A 17,555-nucleotide genomic window follows, 5' to 3' on the forward strand; every position below is an offset into this window, starting at 1 on the left:
AATAAAGATTAAACTTAAAAATGACCCATATAGCTGATAAGATATCGAATAGATAGATAAAAGGATACTCAATAGAGTGTCCTTTTTTTATTGGTTGATAACCATGCGGATGCTCTAGTAATAACGGTATCTATTAACAATGATAACAAATGCGCTTTAAAGCAAGCGCTTGACTTCAACTGGTATTGATAAGGACAGTGCTATGCCATTTAAGCTCATTCCTACGTTACTTGCGATTGCTGTTGGTCTGATTATTTGGTTTGTTATTCCTGTGCCTGAGGGTGTGACTGCTGATGCATGGCACATGCTGGCGCTATTTATTGCGACCATTGTGGCGATTATCGGTAAGGCGCTGCCCATCGGCGCGATTGCGATTGTTGCTGTGACCTTAGTGGCACTAACAGGCGTGACTGCTGACAGCCCAGACGCGGCGATAAAAGATGCGTTATCGAGTTTTGCCAGTCCGCTGATTTGGCTGATTGGTGTGGCAGTGATGATTTCACGCGGGCTGATTAAGACAGGTCTCGGTAACCGTATTGCCTACTATTTTATTTCTATTTTTGGTAAAAAAAGCATCGGCGTGGCCTATTCTCTTGCCGCCGCAGAGCTGATGATTGCGCCGATTACACCATCTAATACGGCGCGTGGTGGCGGTATTATTCACCCCATTATGAAGTCCATCGCCCAAAGCTTTGACTCAACGCCTGAGGCAGGTACACAAAACAAAATCGGTCGCTATCTGGCGATGGTCAACTATCACAGCAATCCGATTACCTCTGGTATGTTTATCACTGCGACCGCGCCCAATCCACTGGTGGTAGATTTGGTCAATAAAGCAACAGGCAGCGAGATACAGCTGTCGTGGACGACGTGGGCGGTAGCGATGTTTATCCCAGGAATGCTGTGTTTACTGGTCATGCCGCTGGTGATTTACTTTTTATTTCCGCCTGAATTGAAAGAAACGCCTGATGCGAAAAAATTTGCCAAGGACAATTTGGCAGAGATGGGCGAGGTCAGTTCTGCTGAAAAAATCATGCTGGGCGTGTTTGCGCTGATGCTGCTCTTGTGGGCGAATATTCCTGCGATGATTTTGGGCGATGCCTTTAGTGTCAATGCCACGACCACTGCCTTTATTGGGCTAAGCGCGCTGATTTTGACAGGCGTGCTGAGCTGGGATGATATTTTAAAAGAAAAGTCGGCGTGGGATACCATCGTCTGGTTTGGCGCGCTGATTATGATGGCGTCTTATCTGAGTAAGCTTGGGCTGATTGATTGGTTCTCGCAAAGCATTGAAACCATGATTGGCACGACGGGTGTCGGCTGGGTCGGTGCAGCGGCGATTTTGACTTTGGTGTATTTGTACATTCATTACTTTTTTGCCAGCACCACCGCGCACATTACTGCGCTGTTTGCCGCGTTTTATGCGGTCGGTCTCAGCCTTGGCGCGCCGCCGATGCTATACGCGCTCATATTGGCAGCGGCAGGCAATATCATGATGACCTTGACCCATTACGCGACAGGTACGGCGCCGATTATCTTTAACTCAGGCTATGTGACCTTGAGCGAATGGTGGCGTCTGGGCGCAGTGATGAGTGTGGTGAACTTGGTGCTGTGGATCGGCGCAGGTCTCTTATGGTGGAAGCTGCTGGGTTATTATTGACGGCAAGAAGGTTTAACGGCAAGAGGGTTTAATGAAATAAACCGCTAAACGGCTCGTCAGTCGCGTTCCTCTAACGTTTGCAAATCGTGGGTTAAGGCTTGAAAGCAAATATCCGTCTGAAAGCCGCGATACTGCAAAAAGCGCAGCTGACGGGCTTTTTCTTTGGGCACGCTTGGGATAGCGTCGCCGTATTTTTTGACGCGCGCTTCGACTGCCAAACGCAGCCAATCGACGCTCGGTTCATTGTCCTCACTGTCTTCACGCACGATGTCGCTAAAGGCTTCGGACGCCGCCTGCGCTTCATCAATCAGCGCATCAATATTGGGCGGGATGTCGACTTTACGCTGATAAAAGCTGCGCTTGATGTGCGTGCGCCCGCGACCTTTACGGATACCTTCACGAACCAGCATCAGCGCGGTACGATAGTCACTTTGATAGCCTTTTTCGGCAAATTCTTCTAATAATTTTTCAATCTGCTCAGGGTCTTGCTCTTTGTCGAGCAGCTTTTGTTTAAGCTCGGCGCGTCCATACTCGCGCCGTGATAGATAGTAAAAAGCAAGCCAACGCAAACGGCTTTCAGCTTTCACCGCGTCAATATCGGCTTGGCGCTCTTCGGGGCTGCGTAGGTAGGCTTTTAGGGCGGCGGGTAGGTTGTCGGTATTGTCTGGCTCAGTATTGCCATCTTCACCACCGCTATCAATAGATGCGCGTGCGTCCGCAAGTATTTGGGCAATGCTGCCATCAGTGATAGGCGCAGGCTGTGGCGCGCTTGGTGTATTGGGTTGGTAGGAGGCGGCAGGATGCCATTTTTTCTCGCGTTTTTTACGCTTTTTTGTTGTGGAGTGTTCGCTTTGCGGGGTAGGGGCTGTATCGTCGGTGATTGAGACAAAACGGGTAGACGTGACAAGGTCTTCTGTATCATCAGTATCCGGTTGACCAGTATCTGCTTGGCGTTTTTTATTGGGGCTGTTTTTAGAGTTGTATTTGGTGTTGTTTTTTTTATAAGCCGCTGGTTTTGCTTGTGGCTTTGGCGTATGAGCCGTATTTGAAGTGCGGGTAATAGCAGATACGGCGGCATCGTCACGCGTTGCCGCCGTCTTTTGGGCTTTAGCTTTGGGCTGACTGCTTGCTGAGTCTGTGTCCGACTCAGCAAGGATTTGTGCCAGTGTTTTTATTTCCATAAGGCAGCTAATACAATAACAGCGTTATTCTACAGCAGCCGCATCGTCTTCTTTATCGGCAGTATCTACGCCTTCAGGAGCAGGTGTGCCCAGCTTTTCGGCACGGATTTTACGCTCAATCTCTTCAGCAATCTCAGGGTTTTCTTTGAGATACTGCGCTGAGTTGGCTTTACCTTGACCAATTTTTTCATCACCGTAGCTGTACCATGCGCCCGCTTTGTTAATCGCGCCCACTTCAACGCCAAGGTCGATGACTTCGGCAAGGTGGTTGGTGCCTGCACCATAAGTGATTTCAAATTCTGCTTGGCGGAACGGTGGCGCCATTTTGTTTTTGATGACTTTGACGCGGGTTTGGTTACCGATGATTTCATCACCATTTTTAACCGCCCCGATACGGCGAATGTCCATACGCACTGAGGCGTAGAACTTAAGCGCATTACCACCTGTAGTGGTCTCTGGACTGCCGAACATGACACCGATTTTCATACGGATTTGGTTAATAAACACCACCATACAGTTTGAGCGTTTGGCGTTACCTGTGATTTTACGCAAGGCTTGGCTCATCAGACGCGCTTGTAAGCCCATGTGCGAGTCGCCCATTTCGCCTTCAATCTCAGCGCGTGGGGTCAGTGCCGCCACCGAGTCAACGACAATCATATCAATCGCCCCAGAGCGTACCAGCATATCGGTAATCTCAAGCGCTTGCTCGCCGTTATCAGGTTGTGAGATAAGTAAGTCATCGGTATTGACGCCCAATTTGCGTGCATAAACAGGGTCAAGCGCGTGTTCAGCATCAATAAAGGCGCACGTGCCGCCTTGCTTTTGACACTCTGCAATCGCTTGCAAGGTCATGGTGGTTTTACCTGAGCTTTCAGGGCCATAAATCTCGATAATACGTCCCTTTGGCAAGCCGCCGATACCAAGCGCAATATCTAGGCTGAGTGAGCCTGTCGATACCACATCGACGTCCATCTTGGCAGCGTCGTCACCCAGCTGCATAATGGTATTTTTACCAAATTGCTTTTCAATCTGACCAAGAGCGGCTTTAAGGGCTTTTGCTTTGTTCTCGTCCATGTTGGACTCCTATGATAAATAAGGATATGAAATAAAAAAAGTGCGATAAAAGTTAAAAAAGCTTATGGGTTTTGACCGTTGCCGTCAATTACTATGGCTAAGATTAATCAACGGATTTTGAGAATTAATATGTATATGAGCACTAATAGTAGGCCCTTTTGATGAAACGATTATAACAAAGTACTGCTTTAATAGGCACAATGATAGGGTAGTAGACGACAGTAGATGTCGTGATAAGTTTCAAGGACAGTGTCTACAATAATGAGTAAAAAAGTGCTGGCGCAATCAAGACTACTGTGCTAAGTTGAAAGTAATATCTCTATTAAAAATATACTCAATATGCGTTATAAAACACGGGGACTTATCATTATTTCGTGAAACATCGATGACAAGACTGAGGCTTTTACACAAAAAGTACATCAATAATGTGTAAATCTACTTAGTGTGTAAAGTATTGATAATAAAGATAAAAATAATTGTATAAAAAATGAACAATTTTACCTAAACCATTGTCTTATTAAGGCATATGACGGTCAAAAGGTCACTTATCCACAGGGTTATCCACAGGTTATGGGGAAAACTCAGCAAACCCTTATCCTGCATAAGATTGCGCTTGTGTGTATTTTCATAGCACCATAAAGACGCTCAAAAGTCGCTTGTAATCATAGCGGCTTTTTTTGTGTCTAAAATCTATGATTACAATGTTTCACATGCCTTTACGCAGTTGGTTTTGACTTCGTATTGGGTAGTATTACTTTTGCTACAAATGGCTTGGTATACGCTTCTTGTCTTTAGCCTTTGTGCTAAATCTTGACCAAAAAAATACCGCTAATGAGTAGCGGTATTTTATTATCAAGTGAGGTAAGCGCGTATCAGTCTTTGGTATAAATCAAATCCCAAACCCCATGTCCGCGCTCGATACCGCGTTTTTCAAATTTAGTCATCGGGCGAAAGTCAGGTCGTGGGGTAAAGCTGCCGCGTCCAGCATGATTGCTCAAGCCTTCAAAGTCGTCCAGCACCTCAACCATCCAAAACGCATAATGCTCCCAGTCGGTGGCGGTATGGAACCAGCCACCTGATTTGAGCGCGCGCGTGACAATCTGCATGCGCTCAGGGCTGACAAAGCGGCGTTTGTGGTGGCGCTTTTTTTGCCATGGGTCAGGAAAGTACAGCTGGATACGGTCAATGTGGTCTTCAGGCAACTGCTGCAACAGTTTAATTGCATCGCCATTGATGATTTTAACGTTGGTCAGGCCATGCTGGTCGGCCATGTACGCGCATTTGCCAATGCCTGGCTCATGCACTTCGATACCGACGAAGTTACGCGTCGGTTCAGCGGCTGCCATTTCGATAAATGAGTCGCCAAGACCAAATCCAATCTCAAGGGTTAAGGGCGCATCGCTGCCATTCAGTGTGTCAGCGAATAGGGCGCGCAGGTCAGTAATGCCGCTTAAGTCGCCATCGCCTGTGCCATTATTGACCAAATAACGGGCAAATTCAGGATGGTTTAAGGCGTGCTCTGCCTTTTTGTTCATGTGCGTGCGGCGCTTCATAAAGGTATTGACGATGCGCTTGTATGGCGCGTCATCATGGCTGTCTTGGGCGACAGCGTCGTTGTCAGTAGAGGTATGTGAGCTCATAAAAAATACTTTGGTTGCCAAAATAAAAGATAAAAAACAATATGCTAAGTAAGCAGGCATTATAAGTGAAATCTGTGCCAGATAAAATGCACAATCGAGCCGTATGTCCGTTAGGCAGCAAACCATCGCCACGGCGCTGGGCTTGGCTTATAATAAGACGGAGTTTGGATAAGAGTAGGCGCTATGTTATTTATTGAGACGGACTCACCGCCGCCGTTTTATCAAGAGCAGTTAAGCGAGCAACGACGCAAGCAGCTGGATAAGTGGTTTATTGGTCAGCGCTCGCAGCGTTATTATATGAAGCGCTTTGAGCAGTTTGACGCGCAAGGCTATCTGTCACCTAAATGGCACTGGGCAGCGTTTTTTATGACTCTACCATGGCTGTTGTACCGCAAGCGCTATATGGACGCGATTGTTTATAGTGTGGCGGGCTGGTCGTTTATTCAGTTGAATATTACCTTGATACTGGTGGCGTTTGAGTTTGTGGCGATGGGCTATATTCCCGATGCCTATCACATGATGGTGCGGATTGGCATTGCGGCGGTCATTTGGCTGTTTTGGGCGGCGATGGTGGCGCGCTGGACAGACGCCTATTATTACCGCATGGCACGGCGTGAGATTGCCGATGCGATTAATGACTATCCACGCGATTTGGCGCAGCAAGAAGCGCACCTGCGCCGTGAGGGCGGCGTCAGTATGGTGGGGCTGGGCTTGGGTTTTGGCTTTTTTGCCTTTGCTTTGGCAGTGGTTTATGGGCAATTTTTACCCATTGTTGCCCTACAAAAAGAGCGCGAAGTCTTGTTTGATGCCTATAACGTTACCCAAAGCACGCAAAACCGCGTGGCACTGATTTATGAGCAGACGGGGCGCTGTCCTGTTGATTTGCCATTGGGTACAGAGTTACAAAAAGTGGCGATGCGTGTTGATACAGAGGTGGCGGGCGTCAAAGATACCGACTGCGCGGTGGTGGCAACGGTACGCGACGTACAGTTTCCTATTCGCTATTTAAACGGTAAAACGATGGTGTTTTATCATCAGCCCAGTACAGGCAGTTGGCGCTGCATCAGCTCACTCAATAAAAAACAAACGCCCAAGCGCTGTTTGGCAAACTAGGGCACTGATTTAAAGTGTGATGGTACAGCAGAAATATATGAAATAAAAAAAGCCCTATGTTGTATTCGCTTTTGATGCAGTAAGTACAGCACAGGGCAGTAGCTTTTAGTGATTCAGCAAGCAGACTATTTATCGTCTTTAGCATCTTTTGCATGCTTGGTGAGGTCTGGCGTGCTGTCCGATGCTTCCTTATCTTGATTCGGCTCGTTGGTTTGCAGCGCGTCATAAAAGTCGCTCAAATCCATCTTACGCGCTTTGCCCAAATCTTCATCAAACAAACTCTCAAGCTCCGCCATCGCCGATTGTGCCGACTCAATCATGCGCGCTTCATCGTCATAAATGGCTTGCTGGCGCTCAATCAAATCATCATCATAATCGCGGAAGGTCTGAATGGTCTCACGCGCCTTATCAGGGGCAACGCCGAGCAGCTGTAGCGACTCACGCGACATATCCAGCGCTGACAGATAGGTCTCTCGCCAAATATGGCGCACACCTGCTTCACGTAAGCGGTAATAGTGCTGGCGGTCACGCGCGCGAGCGAGAATAACGAGGTTGGGGTAATTGTGACGTAAAAACTGGGCGGTAGTGATGGAGCGCTCTAAATCATCAACGGCGATAATAAACAGACGCGCTTTACCGATACCCGCAGCACGCAAAATCTCAGGGTTTTTAGGATCGCCATAGTACACCTGATTACCAAATTTGCGCACGAAGTCCACACGGTTGGCAGAGCGCTCAATCGCGGTAAATTCGATGTTGTGCATGCGCAAAACACGACCGATAATCTGCCCCATACGCCCAAAGCCTGCAATAATCACAGGATGCTCGTGGTCAGGAATGGTGTCAAATTCGCGGCTCGGTTTGCGCTTGGCAAAGTACGGTTCGCCGATTTTCTCAAGCAATAAAAACGCCACGGGCGTGAGGGCCATAGAGAGCGTCACAATCAGATTGAGCATGTTTGCCAGCTCAGGACGCAAAACATTTTGACTGGTCGCCACGCTAAAGAGCACAAAGGCAAATTCACCACCTTGCGCTAATGTCACTCCAAGTCGGATACTGGTCGGCCAGCGATTGCCAAGCGCTTTGGCGATAACGGCGATGACGCCAAACTTAATCAGCATCAACGCAACTGCACAGCCAATGATAAAGAGCGGCTGAGCCATGATAAGGTTGACATCGGTTAACATGCCGACCGACATAAAGAACAAACCGAGCAGCAAGCCTTTAAACGGCTCAATACTGGCTTCTAACTCGTGGCGATATTCTGAATCTGCCAGCAACACGCCTGTCAAGAATGCACCCAGCGCCATTGACAGACCGATTTGCCCCATCAAAATCGACACGCCCATGACAATAAATAAAGCAACGGCGGTCAGCAATTCGGTAGCGCCACTTGATGCCACAAATTTAAAGAACGGACGTACCACATAGCGGCTGGCGACAATCAATCCGCCAAAGACGGCAAATACCTTAGCAAAATAAATCAAATCATAGCTTTGTTCACGCACGCCCGATAAAAACGGAATAACCGCGAGCAAAGGAATAACGGCAATATCTTGGAACAAAAGAATGGTAAAGGCTTCGCGCCCATGCGTGCTCGACAGCTGCTGTTTTTCGGTCAAGATTTGCAGGACAAAGGCGGTCGAGGACAGCGCCAAACCAAAACCGACGATAAACGCGGTATCCAAATGAAAGGGGAAAATGCTGTACACTAAGCCCATGAGCAGCACGCCTGTCACACCGACCTGTAACCCGCCAAGCACAAAGATAGAGCGGCGTAATGCCCATAAGCGTGAAGGCTGCAGCTCAAGGCCAATGATGAACAGCAGCATCACCACGCCAAATTCAGAAAAGTGCAGCAAGCTCTCGGCGTCACCTGCGACATCGAGCACACTTGGGCCAAGGATTAAGCCAGTAATCAAATAGCCGAGTACGGTTGCCAGACCAAAACGCTTTCCTAAGGGCACAAAAAGCAGCGCTGCCCCCAAAAAAATCGTCGCCTGTAACATCAAGTTGGGTGAGCCAGCAGCAGCGGCAGCAAACATAGTACGTCCTTAACAATCAAGATAAAGCAGCGCGGCGATAGCATTACGCAGCTAGCAGTCGCACTGGAATAGCGATAATTTGACAAAAAACCTACCGTCATTCAGTGGCACAAATAGCGGTCTTATTTTTTGTATATTATTTTTTCTTATAGATTTTCCAAATACCGTTGTCCGCGATGGGGTTTTTGTACGCGTCGTTACGGCGCTTTCTTGGGGTTTGCCGACTGTCAACAATCTTAAAATTAGGCAGCGCATGGATAATCAATCCTGTGCGATAAAAGCGCAAACGCTCAGGCTCGAGCAGCTCGCCTTTTTGGTTCAAACAAAATACATAAGCACGCAAGTCAATAAACTCACGGTGTGCCACCAAGCGCGCCTCATCGTCTTTTTCAAAGACCTCCTGCATGCGTGCCACGTGCGCGTCGCTATACTCGCCGCATTTATCAATCAGCGCGCCGACTGAGCCGAAGCTTTTGGATTCTTTGGCACGGGTTTTGGTCAAATGCAGGCGCTGTACATGATATACGAACTGCGGTATCTCAAGGCTGGCAGGTAAGGGCAGCTCATCGGGCGGCAGATAAGCAGAGGGATAAAACGCCATCGCACGAGTAATCAGGGGTTGCCACTCCTCTTGATACGCCTGCACCTCAGCCAAATTGCCTGAAAAAATGGGCATGTCGCGTACTTGCTGCAAAATATCGGGCGGAAACTTGGCATGACGAAAGCTGGCGATGTCGTCTTGCAAAGTAGATAGCAAAGCCTTTGCTTCTTTTTTGCCTTCCTTAGAGGTCGGGTCGGCGATGTCACTTGGGGGAACAAAAGCAGCGGAGCGTCTAGACATAGTGATGGCTCATCATTCAGTCGGTGTTATCTAAATAAACGGATCGGACAGCCGTAGTACGTGCTGCTCAACATAAAATGTGCTTTAAGCATAATCACTTATACTCAGCAAGGCAATATTTGAACCGCTAAGCGGATAAATTGTCTGTCCTCAATGGTTGTGCCCACTATGCGCGTCTATTTGGTGTCCTGCATTGATATCACAGACCAGCGCATCTGAATGCGTCAAGGTATTGGGGTGTGCTGCGCCTTCGACCTGAATGGTGGCGTGGTGAATACCAATATCTTGCAAGCGCTGCGTGAGCGCATCAATCAAGCTGCTGGCCTCAGAGATGCGCATATCATCATTCACCAGCACATGACAGGATAGGGCGTGTAAGCCGCTGGTAATGCTCCATACATGCAAATCATGCACGGCCTGTACTTGCGGATGCTCAAGCAAGCGGGCATTGATTTTGGTGAGCGAAATACCTTTGGGCGTGCCTTCCATTAGAATATGTACTGAATCGCGTACCACGCGATAGCCACTGATTAAAATCAGTACCGCGACGATGACGGAAGCCAGCGCATCCGCCCACAGCCAGCCAAAACCCATCATCAGTAGCGCGGCAATAATCGCGGCAACCGAGCCGAGCAAGTCACTTAACACATGCAGATACGCGCTTTGCATATTCAGATTGGTTTCACCACCGCCCTCATCGCCGTGGTCGTGCCCATGACTGCCGCGATGCATGAACCACGCGACCACGATGTTTACCAGCAGACCAATGCTGGCGATAATCAGCATCCCTGTGGTGGCAATCTCAGGCGGGGTAGACAAACGCTGCACGGCCTCATAAAAAATCATTAGCGCGATAATAAGTAACGTCGCGCCATTGCCCAGCGCTACCAAAATCTCAAAGCGCTTATAGCCAAAGGTCTTGTGCGGATTGGCCGCCTTTTCGCCGATTTTAAAGGCCAATAATGTCGCACCGAGCGCCGCTGCGTCACTGAGCATGTGCCCTGCGTCCGAGAGCAGCGCCAGACTGCCTGTCAGCCAGCCACCAACGGCTTCAACTAGCATATAGCCTGTAATAATAACAAAGCTAATCAGTAGCGTACGTTGATACCCTGAGGTATCGGTAGCAGCGCGCTGTGTACTATGACTGTGGTCGTGGTCGTGGTCGTGGTCGTGGTCGTGGTCGTGTGGGACGTTGTTTGGCATCAGGTGTACTCACCGAGGCAATGTATGTAGGCAAAAGATAGCACGTGCATGCGCTTGATGCTGTATTGCAGAAGTAAGCATCTGCGCGCCGTACAGATACACACAAATACGCGCAGGTAGGTAGCCTAATAGATTGGGTAGTTTTTATGTTTACCAGCCTGTGGGGTCAACATCGAGACTCAGGCGCAGATACTTGGTTTCAGACAGTCCGAGCACTTGCGTCCACCAGTGATTTAAGACTTGGTGCAGATGGGCGCGGTCTTTAGCAAGCAGCAGCAGCTGACTGTGGTATCGGCTGTTTTTCTTACTCATCGGCGCATCAATAGGGCCGAGTACCGCCAGCTTGTGCTGGGCAGGCAAGATGGCGATAGCAGCGCGTAGGGCTTCTGTGGTTTGGCTCAGCGCTTTACCCTCACAGCGCACCAACGCGGCATGGCGATACGGCGGCAGTCCCATCAGCTGACGCTCGGCAAGCAGCTGGCGGGCAAAGGACATATAGCCGTCTTTTACCAGTTTTAACAGCAACGGATTGTCAGGCTGCAAGGTCTGAATCAAAACGCGTCCTGCCTTATCGCCGCGCCCTGCACGTCCTGCGACCTGAATCATTAATTGCGCGGTATGCTCAGGCGAGCGAAAATCAGGCGACAAAAACCCGCGGTCGGCATTGGGCAAACATACCAAGGTCACATTGGGAAAATGATGTCCTTTTGCCACCATTTGCGTGCCCACCAAAATTGCGGGCTTGCCTTGATTAATCTGCTGATAAATTTTGTCCCAGCTGTCTTTACGCCGCGTGGTGTCTCTATCAATCTGAATGATAGGGTAGGTCTGCTTGCTGGTTTGCGGATTGCCAAAGATAGCGTGCAAATTGTCACTCAGGCGCGTCGTGCCCATACCGCGTGCGTCAAGGTTTTGACTGCCGCAATCAGGACAAGTGGCAGGGATATAGGCTTGCCAATCGCAGTGGTGGCACTTTAGATAGCTGCTGCGCTCAGCGCTTTGGGTATGGTGGACCGTCAGATGCGCGTCACAGCGCGGGCAATCCGCCTGCCAGCCGCACGCCGCACACAGCAAGATGGGCGCATAGCCGCGCCGATTTAAGAATATCAAGACTTGCTCGCCCGCCTCTAAGGTCTGACGAATAGCGGTCAACAGCTTGTCTGTTAGCCCCGTATCATAGCGCGCACCATCTTGGCTATTTTGATAATGTGTGCTCTCAAGGCGGGCATCAATCAGCTGCATGGGCGCAGGCTTGGCATGACCTGCGCGGGTGGTCAGTGTGCATTCAACCAACTTGCCCTCATCGACCAAATGCAAATGCTCAAGGGTCGGAGTGGCCGTACCCAAAATCACAGGTATCTGATACTGCACCCCGCGATACAGCGCCACATCTGCTGCCTGATAGCGCAACGTGTCTTGCTGTTTATAAGACGCATCGTGCGCCTCATCGACGATAATCAAGCCCAAATCAGCAAACGGATACAGGACGGAGGAGCGCGTGCCGATGATGATTTGCGCGTGTCCTGTGCGGCAGTCTTGCCAGCCCTGCATGCGGTGCGTGTTGCTCATGCCTGAGTGCAGCATTACGATATGCCCTGCAAAGCGACTGGCAAAGCGCGCGCGCGTCTGCGGCGTCAGACCAATCTCAGGCACCAAAATCAGTACCTGCTTGCCCGCTTCTAATATTGGCTGCATGACTTGTAGATAGACTTCAGTTTTGCCGCTGCCAGTAATGCCGTTTAATAAAAACCCTGTATAGCACTTATCTTCATGCGCTTCTAATATGCGCGTGACGGCGGCTTGCTGCTCTTTGTGCAAATCCAGCGGCAGACGCGCCAAGCTGACCTGCGTGGGCGGCGATTTTTCTTCGATATAGTGTTCAATCAGCCCTTTGTCTTCGAGCATGCGCAAAAACGGACGCTCCATACCTTCCATCAATAGTACTTCTTCACTCGCGCCGCGTTTGCCATGCAATTTCAGCATATCGAACTGCTGTTTTTGTTTGTGCGCATTGGGATGAAAATCATCATCGGTGATGTTGGGTTTAATACGCCAATGACTGATGAGCAAATCAAGCGGTTTGCCTTGACGAATCAAGGTCGGCAGCATGACCGCGAGCACATCGCCGAGCGGGTAATGATAATAGCGCGCGAGCCACTGCGCGAGACTGAGCAGCTTGGCATCCACAATCGGCACATCGTCAATCAGCGTTTGAATGGCTTTAAGCTTGCTGGCAGGAATGTCGCTATCAGCGAGCGCCACATGACCGATAACCACACCAATCAACGTCTGGCGACCAAACGGCACTTGCACGCGGCAGCCAATTTGCGGCAGCGCGCCACCTGCATCAATGCGGTAGTCAAACACCCGATAAAGGGGCACGGGCAGGGCGACTTGTACCAACATAAAGGCTCACAATGCAAAAGAAAAAAGAAAAAAAGATAAGCAGAATAAAAAGGCATAACCCATAAACAATGCCCGCAAGTTTTCCCAGCGGGCATTGGTGATTACCTAAAACTTAAGGTTATCTTAGTGTAGCGCAATAACCGCTTAACCCAAATGCAAAATGGCCTCAATCTCAACCACGGCGCCTTTTGGTAAAGCTGCGACTTGTACGGCGGCACGTGCAGGATACGGCTCGCTCAGATTCGCCACGAACAATTCATTCAGCGCGGCAAAGTCGCCCAAATCGGTCAATGAGACGTTGAATTTCACCACGTCTTTTAAACTGCCGCCTGCCGCTTCACAAATCGCTGCGATATTGACAAAGACTTGCTTTGCTTGCGCGTCAAAGCCTTCTTGTAGCGTCATGGTTTTTGGGTCAAGACCAATTTGACCTGAGACATACACGGTGTTGTCTACCTTGACGGCTTGTGAATATGTGCCGACGGCGGCTGGGGCGTTATCGGTATGGATGGTTTGGCGACTCATAATAATCCTTATTTATCATAATAAAAGGGCATCGCGGCGGACACCCAAAATCGTGGGAACAAGTAACACATAAAGATACTGCTGGTATAGATTTTAAAGCGCATAGCAGTGAATAAAACGCATACCAGCAACATGGGCTTATGTTGTCAGAGGTTATCAGTTTATAGTTGATACAGGCGCATGATATTCGGGAAGCCGAGCAGTGCGCGTAGGTCACGGATACCTTGTGCCAAATGCACGCGGCTACGGACGATAATGTGCAAAATGGTATCGCTATTACGCACGTCCACTTTTTCGACACCGATATTTAATTGGCGCAGATGATAAATCACCTCACTGATTTGCTCGTCATTGAGCACAATCGACAGCTTTAAATACGCAGGGAAGCGAATTTTTTCTTCATATTCATCTGAATCGCTTTGGCGCACGGCGCTGTCATCTCGCCAGCGCAGCTGAATTGCCTGATAGGGATTGTCTTTACGGATGTCATCGAGTGAAAAGCACTTGTGACGATGCACCACCAAGCCATGACGTGACAAATGCCCCAAAATCGGGTCGCCATAAATCGGATGACAGCAGTTGGCAAAATGCAGCTCCACCCCAGCGGCATTGGCAATCAGTTGTTGTGGATGCGCGGCATCAACACTGTGCTGATGGCTATTAATCTCATCGCTAAAGAAGCGCGAGACCACCAGCTGCGGCAACAGATTGCCTGAGCTGATTTGTTCAAACAGCGCTGCTTTGGTTTCTACGCCGCGCCATGCGAGTAGGTTTTCCCAGTCACTGTCGCTTAAATCATCGAGCGACTTGTCGTAAGTACGCAGCGCGCGACCCAGTGCTTCTTGGCCATGGTGCTGTTTTTCTTCGGCGGACAGGTCCTTGAACCAGCGCATGATTTCTTCACGCGCTTTGTTGGTGACCACAAAGCCCAGCCATTCTGCTTTTGGTTTGGCATGGCTATCGACATCAATCTCGACCATTTGCCCGTCTTTAAGCGCAGTACCGAGCTTGGCGGGCACGTTTTCGATATTTGCGCCCGTGGCAACATTGCCAACCATTGGGCCGACCGCATAGGCAAAGTCCAGCGCGGTTGAACCTTGCGGCAGCTCATAAGCATGCCCTTGCGGGCTGTAGCAGATGATTTTGCTCGAATGCAGATAATCCATCAAATCATTAATAATCGACACGGCTGCTGAGAAATCGGCGTGATTTTCATTCAGGCTGTCCTCATCCACCAAGTCTTTCATATTGCGCAGCGACGCCTGAATCACCGACTGACTGACGTCTGAAGCATGCTCTACACCAATCACCCCAAGACGTGCTGCATGCTGCATTTGCTTGGTCAAGATAGTGACTTTAATGGTATCGTTATCGCGCTCATAAATCAGCGTCAACGACTGATTGCCACCGGGACGCGGGCGACGAATATTGTCTTCAATATGGTCATCATCGATTTGATATTTTTTAATTAAATAATAAGCAAGCTTATCGCAGGCTTCGACATTGTCGAGCACAATCTCAAACGAATAATTGCGCAGTAGGGTATTAATCTCCCCGCGATTACGGAAAAACTGACGGTACATTGACACTCGATTGTCCAAGACTTTGACGTGTCCGCCTAAGCCCAAATTGGTCAAGACAATGGTCAAATAGCGGTGGATAATCTCTTTTTGGAAGTTGCGCCCAAGCCCATGCTGTAAAAGCTTGTCCGACAGCTTGTTGTACATACTTGAGTTCAGATTGCGATAGCACAGCACTTCGATATAGTCAGCGATGTCGTTGAGTCCCATAAGACGGGCAAACGGCACATAAAAATCTAAAGTCTCTTGCGCGGTCGAGTGCTGCTTTTCAGGGCGCACCGCATCAAGCGTTGACATGTTGTGCAGACGGTCGGCAAGCTTAATAATCAGCACGCGCGGGTCATCTAGCGTCGCGGTCAAAATCTTATGGAAAGTCGCGGCTTTATTTTGCTGCTTATTGTGGTTTGAAGATTTGAGTTTGGTCACACCATCGACCAGACGGGCGACCACTTTGCCATAACGGGCTTCTAGTTCGTCGCCGCTGACCTCAGTGTCTTCAACCGTATCGTGCAAAATCGCAGCGATGATGGTATCGCGATCAAGACGAAAGCCTGCCAGTATCTCAGCAACAGCGATAGGGTGGGTAATGTATGGCTCGCCAGATTTGCGCTTGTCTTTAATGTGAGCGACATCACCAAACGCACAAGCATCAATCACATCTTGGCGCTCTTGCGCACTGAGATAGCCAACCGAACGTAATAAATTATATTGAGCGTCGTCGACCATAGGGTGACTGAGTTTTGGCAAGGTTTGAGTCATAAATGGGCAGTCCTATTGCTGATGAGGGGCACGCTCTGATAGTAGCCAAACAGGCGGAGTGGTGACTAAAAGTACCAATTCAATATAGGTCTGTTGCAGACATATAAGGTAACAATGTCGCGTAAAGCGGCAGATAGGTGAGCCTATAATTAATCGCAAATTGCGTCCAATGTCAACTACTAAGCCGCCTACTGGTCTAAAATCATGCCCCAATTGCGCGTTTTTTTTCATCTTAAACGAAAAAAAGCCACAGCATCAGACTATGGCTTTTTTAATATGGGTAACCTTGCTTCTTTAGAAGCTATGGTCTCCTGATAATGCCAAATCCAGTGAGCTGGTGGCAAAGTTGTGTTCAGGCTGATTGAGGATATCGCGGGTGATTTTGCCAGAGGCAATCTCGCGTAGTGCCAAAACGGTTGGCTTGTCGTTGTCCACCTCAACCATAGGCTCAGCAATGCCTTTCGCCAGCTGACGCGCACGCTTGCTTGCCACCAAAATCAGCTCAAAGCGATTATCAACATTATCCAAACAATCTTCAATCGTCACTCGTGCCATAGATAGCTACCTCGGTTGGTTATATAGACAAGGTCGCCCATGCCTACAAAGTTGTATAAAAATAGCAAAGGAGTATAACACTTTTTTGCCAAAGGGCGCAGCGGCTTTTTGTGAGTCTGCGCGCAATTATTCACGCATCTGCACGATTGCACAGCTATAAAAGCATCGCTGGCGTTTATACCTGCGAACCGATTAAGCTGGCAATGGTGTTCGCGTAGCGGTCTTGCTGGCGCGCGAGAGTTTGTCTGTCAGCGATAATGATGGCTTTTAGCTCAGCGAGCGCCACTTCAAAATTGTCATTAATCACCACATAATCAAAGTTCACATACTGCGCCATTTCAGTGACAGAACCTGCCAAGCGCTTTTCAATCACGTCTTGTGAGTCTTGACCGCGTGCGGACAGACGCTGACGCAAGGTAGCCACACTTGGCGGCAGAATAAAAATCATCACGGCTTCTGGGAAGATGTCTCTGACCTGCAACGCGCCTTGCCAGTCGATTTCCAAAATCACATCCACGCCAGCCTCAAGCTGCGCACGTACGCTTTGCTTTTTGGTGCCATAATAATTGTCAAAAACCTTGGCATGCTCCAAAAATTCACTGTTTTCTACCGCCGCAACGAATGCCGCTTCATCGGTAAAATGATAATGATGCCCATCAATCTCACCGGGGCGCGGCCTGCGTGTGGTGTGCGAGACACTGACAGTCAAGTCATTGGTGGTCGCAATCAGCTGCTTGACCAAAGAGGTTTTGCCTGTACCTGAGGCGGCAGTAATAATAAAAAGTGAACCTGTCATACAAGCTGTCCTAATCAAAAAAAGTCTAAAAAGGGTGAGATAAACCATGAGCCGTGATGCCTCATTTTGGCATGACCTGTGACTATGGACTTGTAACGCGACCTTGCAATTCAAGCGCAGTTGCCCCAAATTATGCTAAAGTAGCGGCGTCGCTATGACGTTTTCGGACGTTTTATC

At 49.1% G+C, this 17,555-nt stretch carries 13 protein-coding genes; 2 read left to right on the forward strand and 11 right to left on the reverse strand.

From position 1 onward, the window contains the following. Nucleotides 1–202: 202 nt before the first annotated feature. Entirely contained in the window at nucleotides 203–1,660 is a 1,458-nt protein-coding gene (locus JIE71_RS05395; RefSeq protein WP_199507711.1) for an anion permease, read from the forward strand. A gap of 56 nt (nucleotides 1,661–1,716) precedes the next feature. Here JIE71_RS05395 and JIE71_RS05400 read toward each other — a convergent pair whose 3' ends face one another. From JIE71_RS05400 to trmB, 3 genes are all read right to left on the reverse strand, one after another. Continuing rightward, entirely contained in the window at nucleotides 1,717–2,841 is a 1,125-nt protein-coding gene (locus tag JIE71_RS05400; protein WP_199507712.1) for a regulatory protein RecX, read from the reverse strand. Nucleotides 2,842–2,865: 24 nt separating this feature from the next. Beyond that, a complete protein-coding gene (recA, locus tag JIE71_RS05405; RefSeq protein WP_199507713.1) occupies nucleotides 2,866–3,915 on the reverse strand; it encodes a recombinase RecA in 1,050 nt (349 codons plus the stop codon). Nucleotides 3,916–4,787: 872 nt separating this feature from the next. Further along, nucleotides 4,788–5,555, reverse strand: coding sequence for a tRNA (guanosine(46)-N7)-methyltransferase TrmB (gene trmB, locus JIE71_RS05410; RefSeq protein ID WP_199507714.1), 768 nt, complete (start codon nucleotides 5,553–5,555; stop codon nucleotides 4,788–4,790). Nucleotides 5,556–5,738: 183 nt separating this feature from the next. Here trmB and JIE71_RS05415 point away from each other — a divergent pair, with 183 nt between their 5' ends. Next, nucleotides 5,739–6,668, forward strand: coding sequence for a DUF2628 domain-containing protein (locus JIE71_RS05415; RefSeq protein WP_199507715.1), 930 nt, complete (start codon nucleotides 5,739–5,741; stop codon nucleotides 6,666–6,668). Nucleotides 6,669–6,793: 125 nt separating this feature from the next. Here the strand turns inward: JIE71_RS05415 and JIE71_RS05420 are convergent, their stop codons facing one another. The 8 genes from JIE71_RS05420 to gmk form a co-directional block, all read right to left on the reverse strand. Next, the gene (locus JIE71_RS05420; protein WP_199507716.1) at nucleotides 6,794–8,713 is read right to left on the reverse strand and encodes a monovalent cation:proton antiporter-2 (CPA2) family protein; all 1,920 of its coding nucleotides are present in this window, start codon (nucleotides 8,711–8,713) and stop codon (nucleotides 6,794–6,796) included. A 136-nt stretch (nucleotides 8,714–8,849) separates the two neighbouring features. After that, on the reverse strand, nucleotides 8,850–9,554 hold the full coding sequence (locus tag JIE71_RS05425; RefSeq protein ID WP_199507717.1) for a hypothetical protein: 705 nt from the start codon (nucleotides 9,552–9,554) through the stop codon (nucleotides 8,850–8,852). A 150-nt stretch (nucleotides 9,555–9,704) separates the two neighbouring features. Further along, nucleotides 9,705–10,757 carry a cation diffusion facilitator family transporter gene (locus JIE71_RS05430; RefSeq protein WP_199507718.1) on the reverse strand — a complete coding sequence of 351 codons (1,053 nt, stop codon included), beginning with the start codon at nucleotides 10,755–10,757 and terminating at the stop codon, nucleotides 9,705–9,707. A 150-nt stretch (nucleotides 10,758–10,907) separates the two neighbouring features. Continuing rightward, nucleotides 10,908–13,163: a primosomal protein N' gene (locus tag JIE71_RS05435; RefSeq protein ID WP_199507719.1), complete on the reverse strand. Its 2,256-nt coding sequence runs from the start codon at nucleotides 13,161–13,163 to the stop codon at nucleotides 10,908–10,910. A gap of 144 nt (nucleotides 13,164–13,307) precedes the next feature. Next, nucleotides 13,308–13,688, reverse strand: a complete 381-nt coding sequence (locus tag JIE71_RS05440; RefSeq protein ID WP_199507720.1) for a Rid family detoxifying hydrolase — start codon at nucleotides 13,686–13,688, stop codon at nucleotides 13,308–13,310. 161 nt (nucleotides 13,689–13,849) lie between these two features. Then, nucleotides 13,850–16,027, reverse strand: a complete 2,178-nt coding sequence (locus tag JIE71_RS05445) for a RelA/SpoT family protein (RefSeq protein ID WP_199507721.1) — start codon at nucleotides 16,025–16,027, stop codon at nucleotides 13,850–13,852. Nucleotides 16,028–16,321: 294 nt separating this feature from the next. Next, entirely contained in the window at nucleotides 16,322–16,582 is a 261-nt protein-coding gene (gene rpoZ, locus JIE71_RS05450; protein ID WP_199507722.1) for a DNA-directed RNA polymerase subunit omega, read from the reverse strand. Nucleotides 16,583–16,757: 175 nt separating this feature from the next. Beyond that, the gene (gmk, locus tag JIE71_RS05455) at nucleotides 16,758–17,378 is read right to left on the reverse strand and encodes a guanylate kinase (protein WP_199507723.1); all 621 of its coding nucleotides are present in this window, start codon (nucleotides 17,376–17,378) and stop codon (nucleotides 16,758–16,760) included. Nucleotides 17,379–17,555: the final 177 nt, after the last annotated feature.

This window comes from Psychrobacter sp. bablab_jr014, from assembly GCF_016464015.1.
Classification (GTDB): domain Bacteria; phylum Pseudomonadota; class Gammaproteobacteria; order Pseudomonadales; family Moraxellaceae; genus Psychrobacter.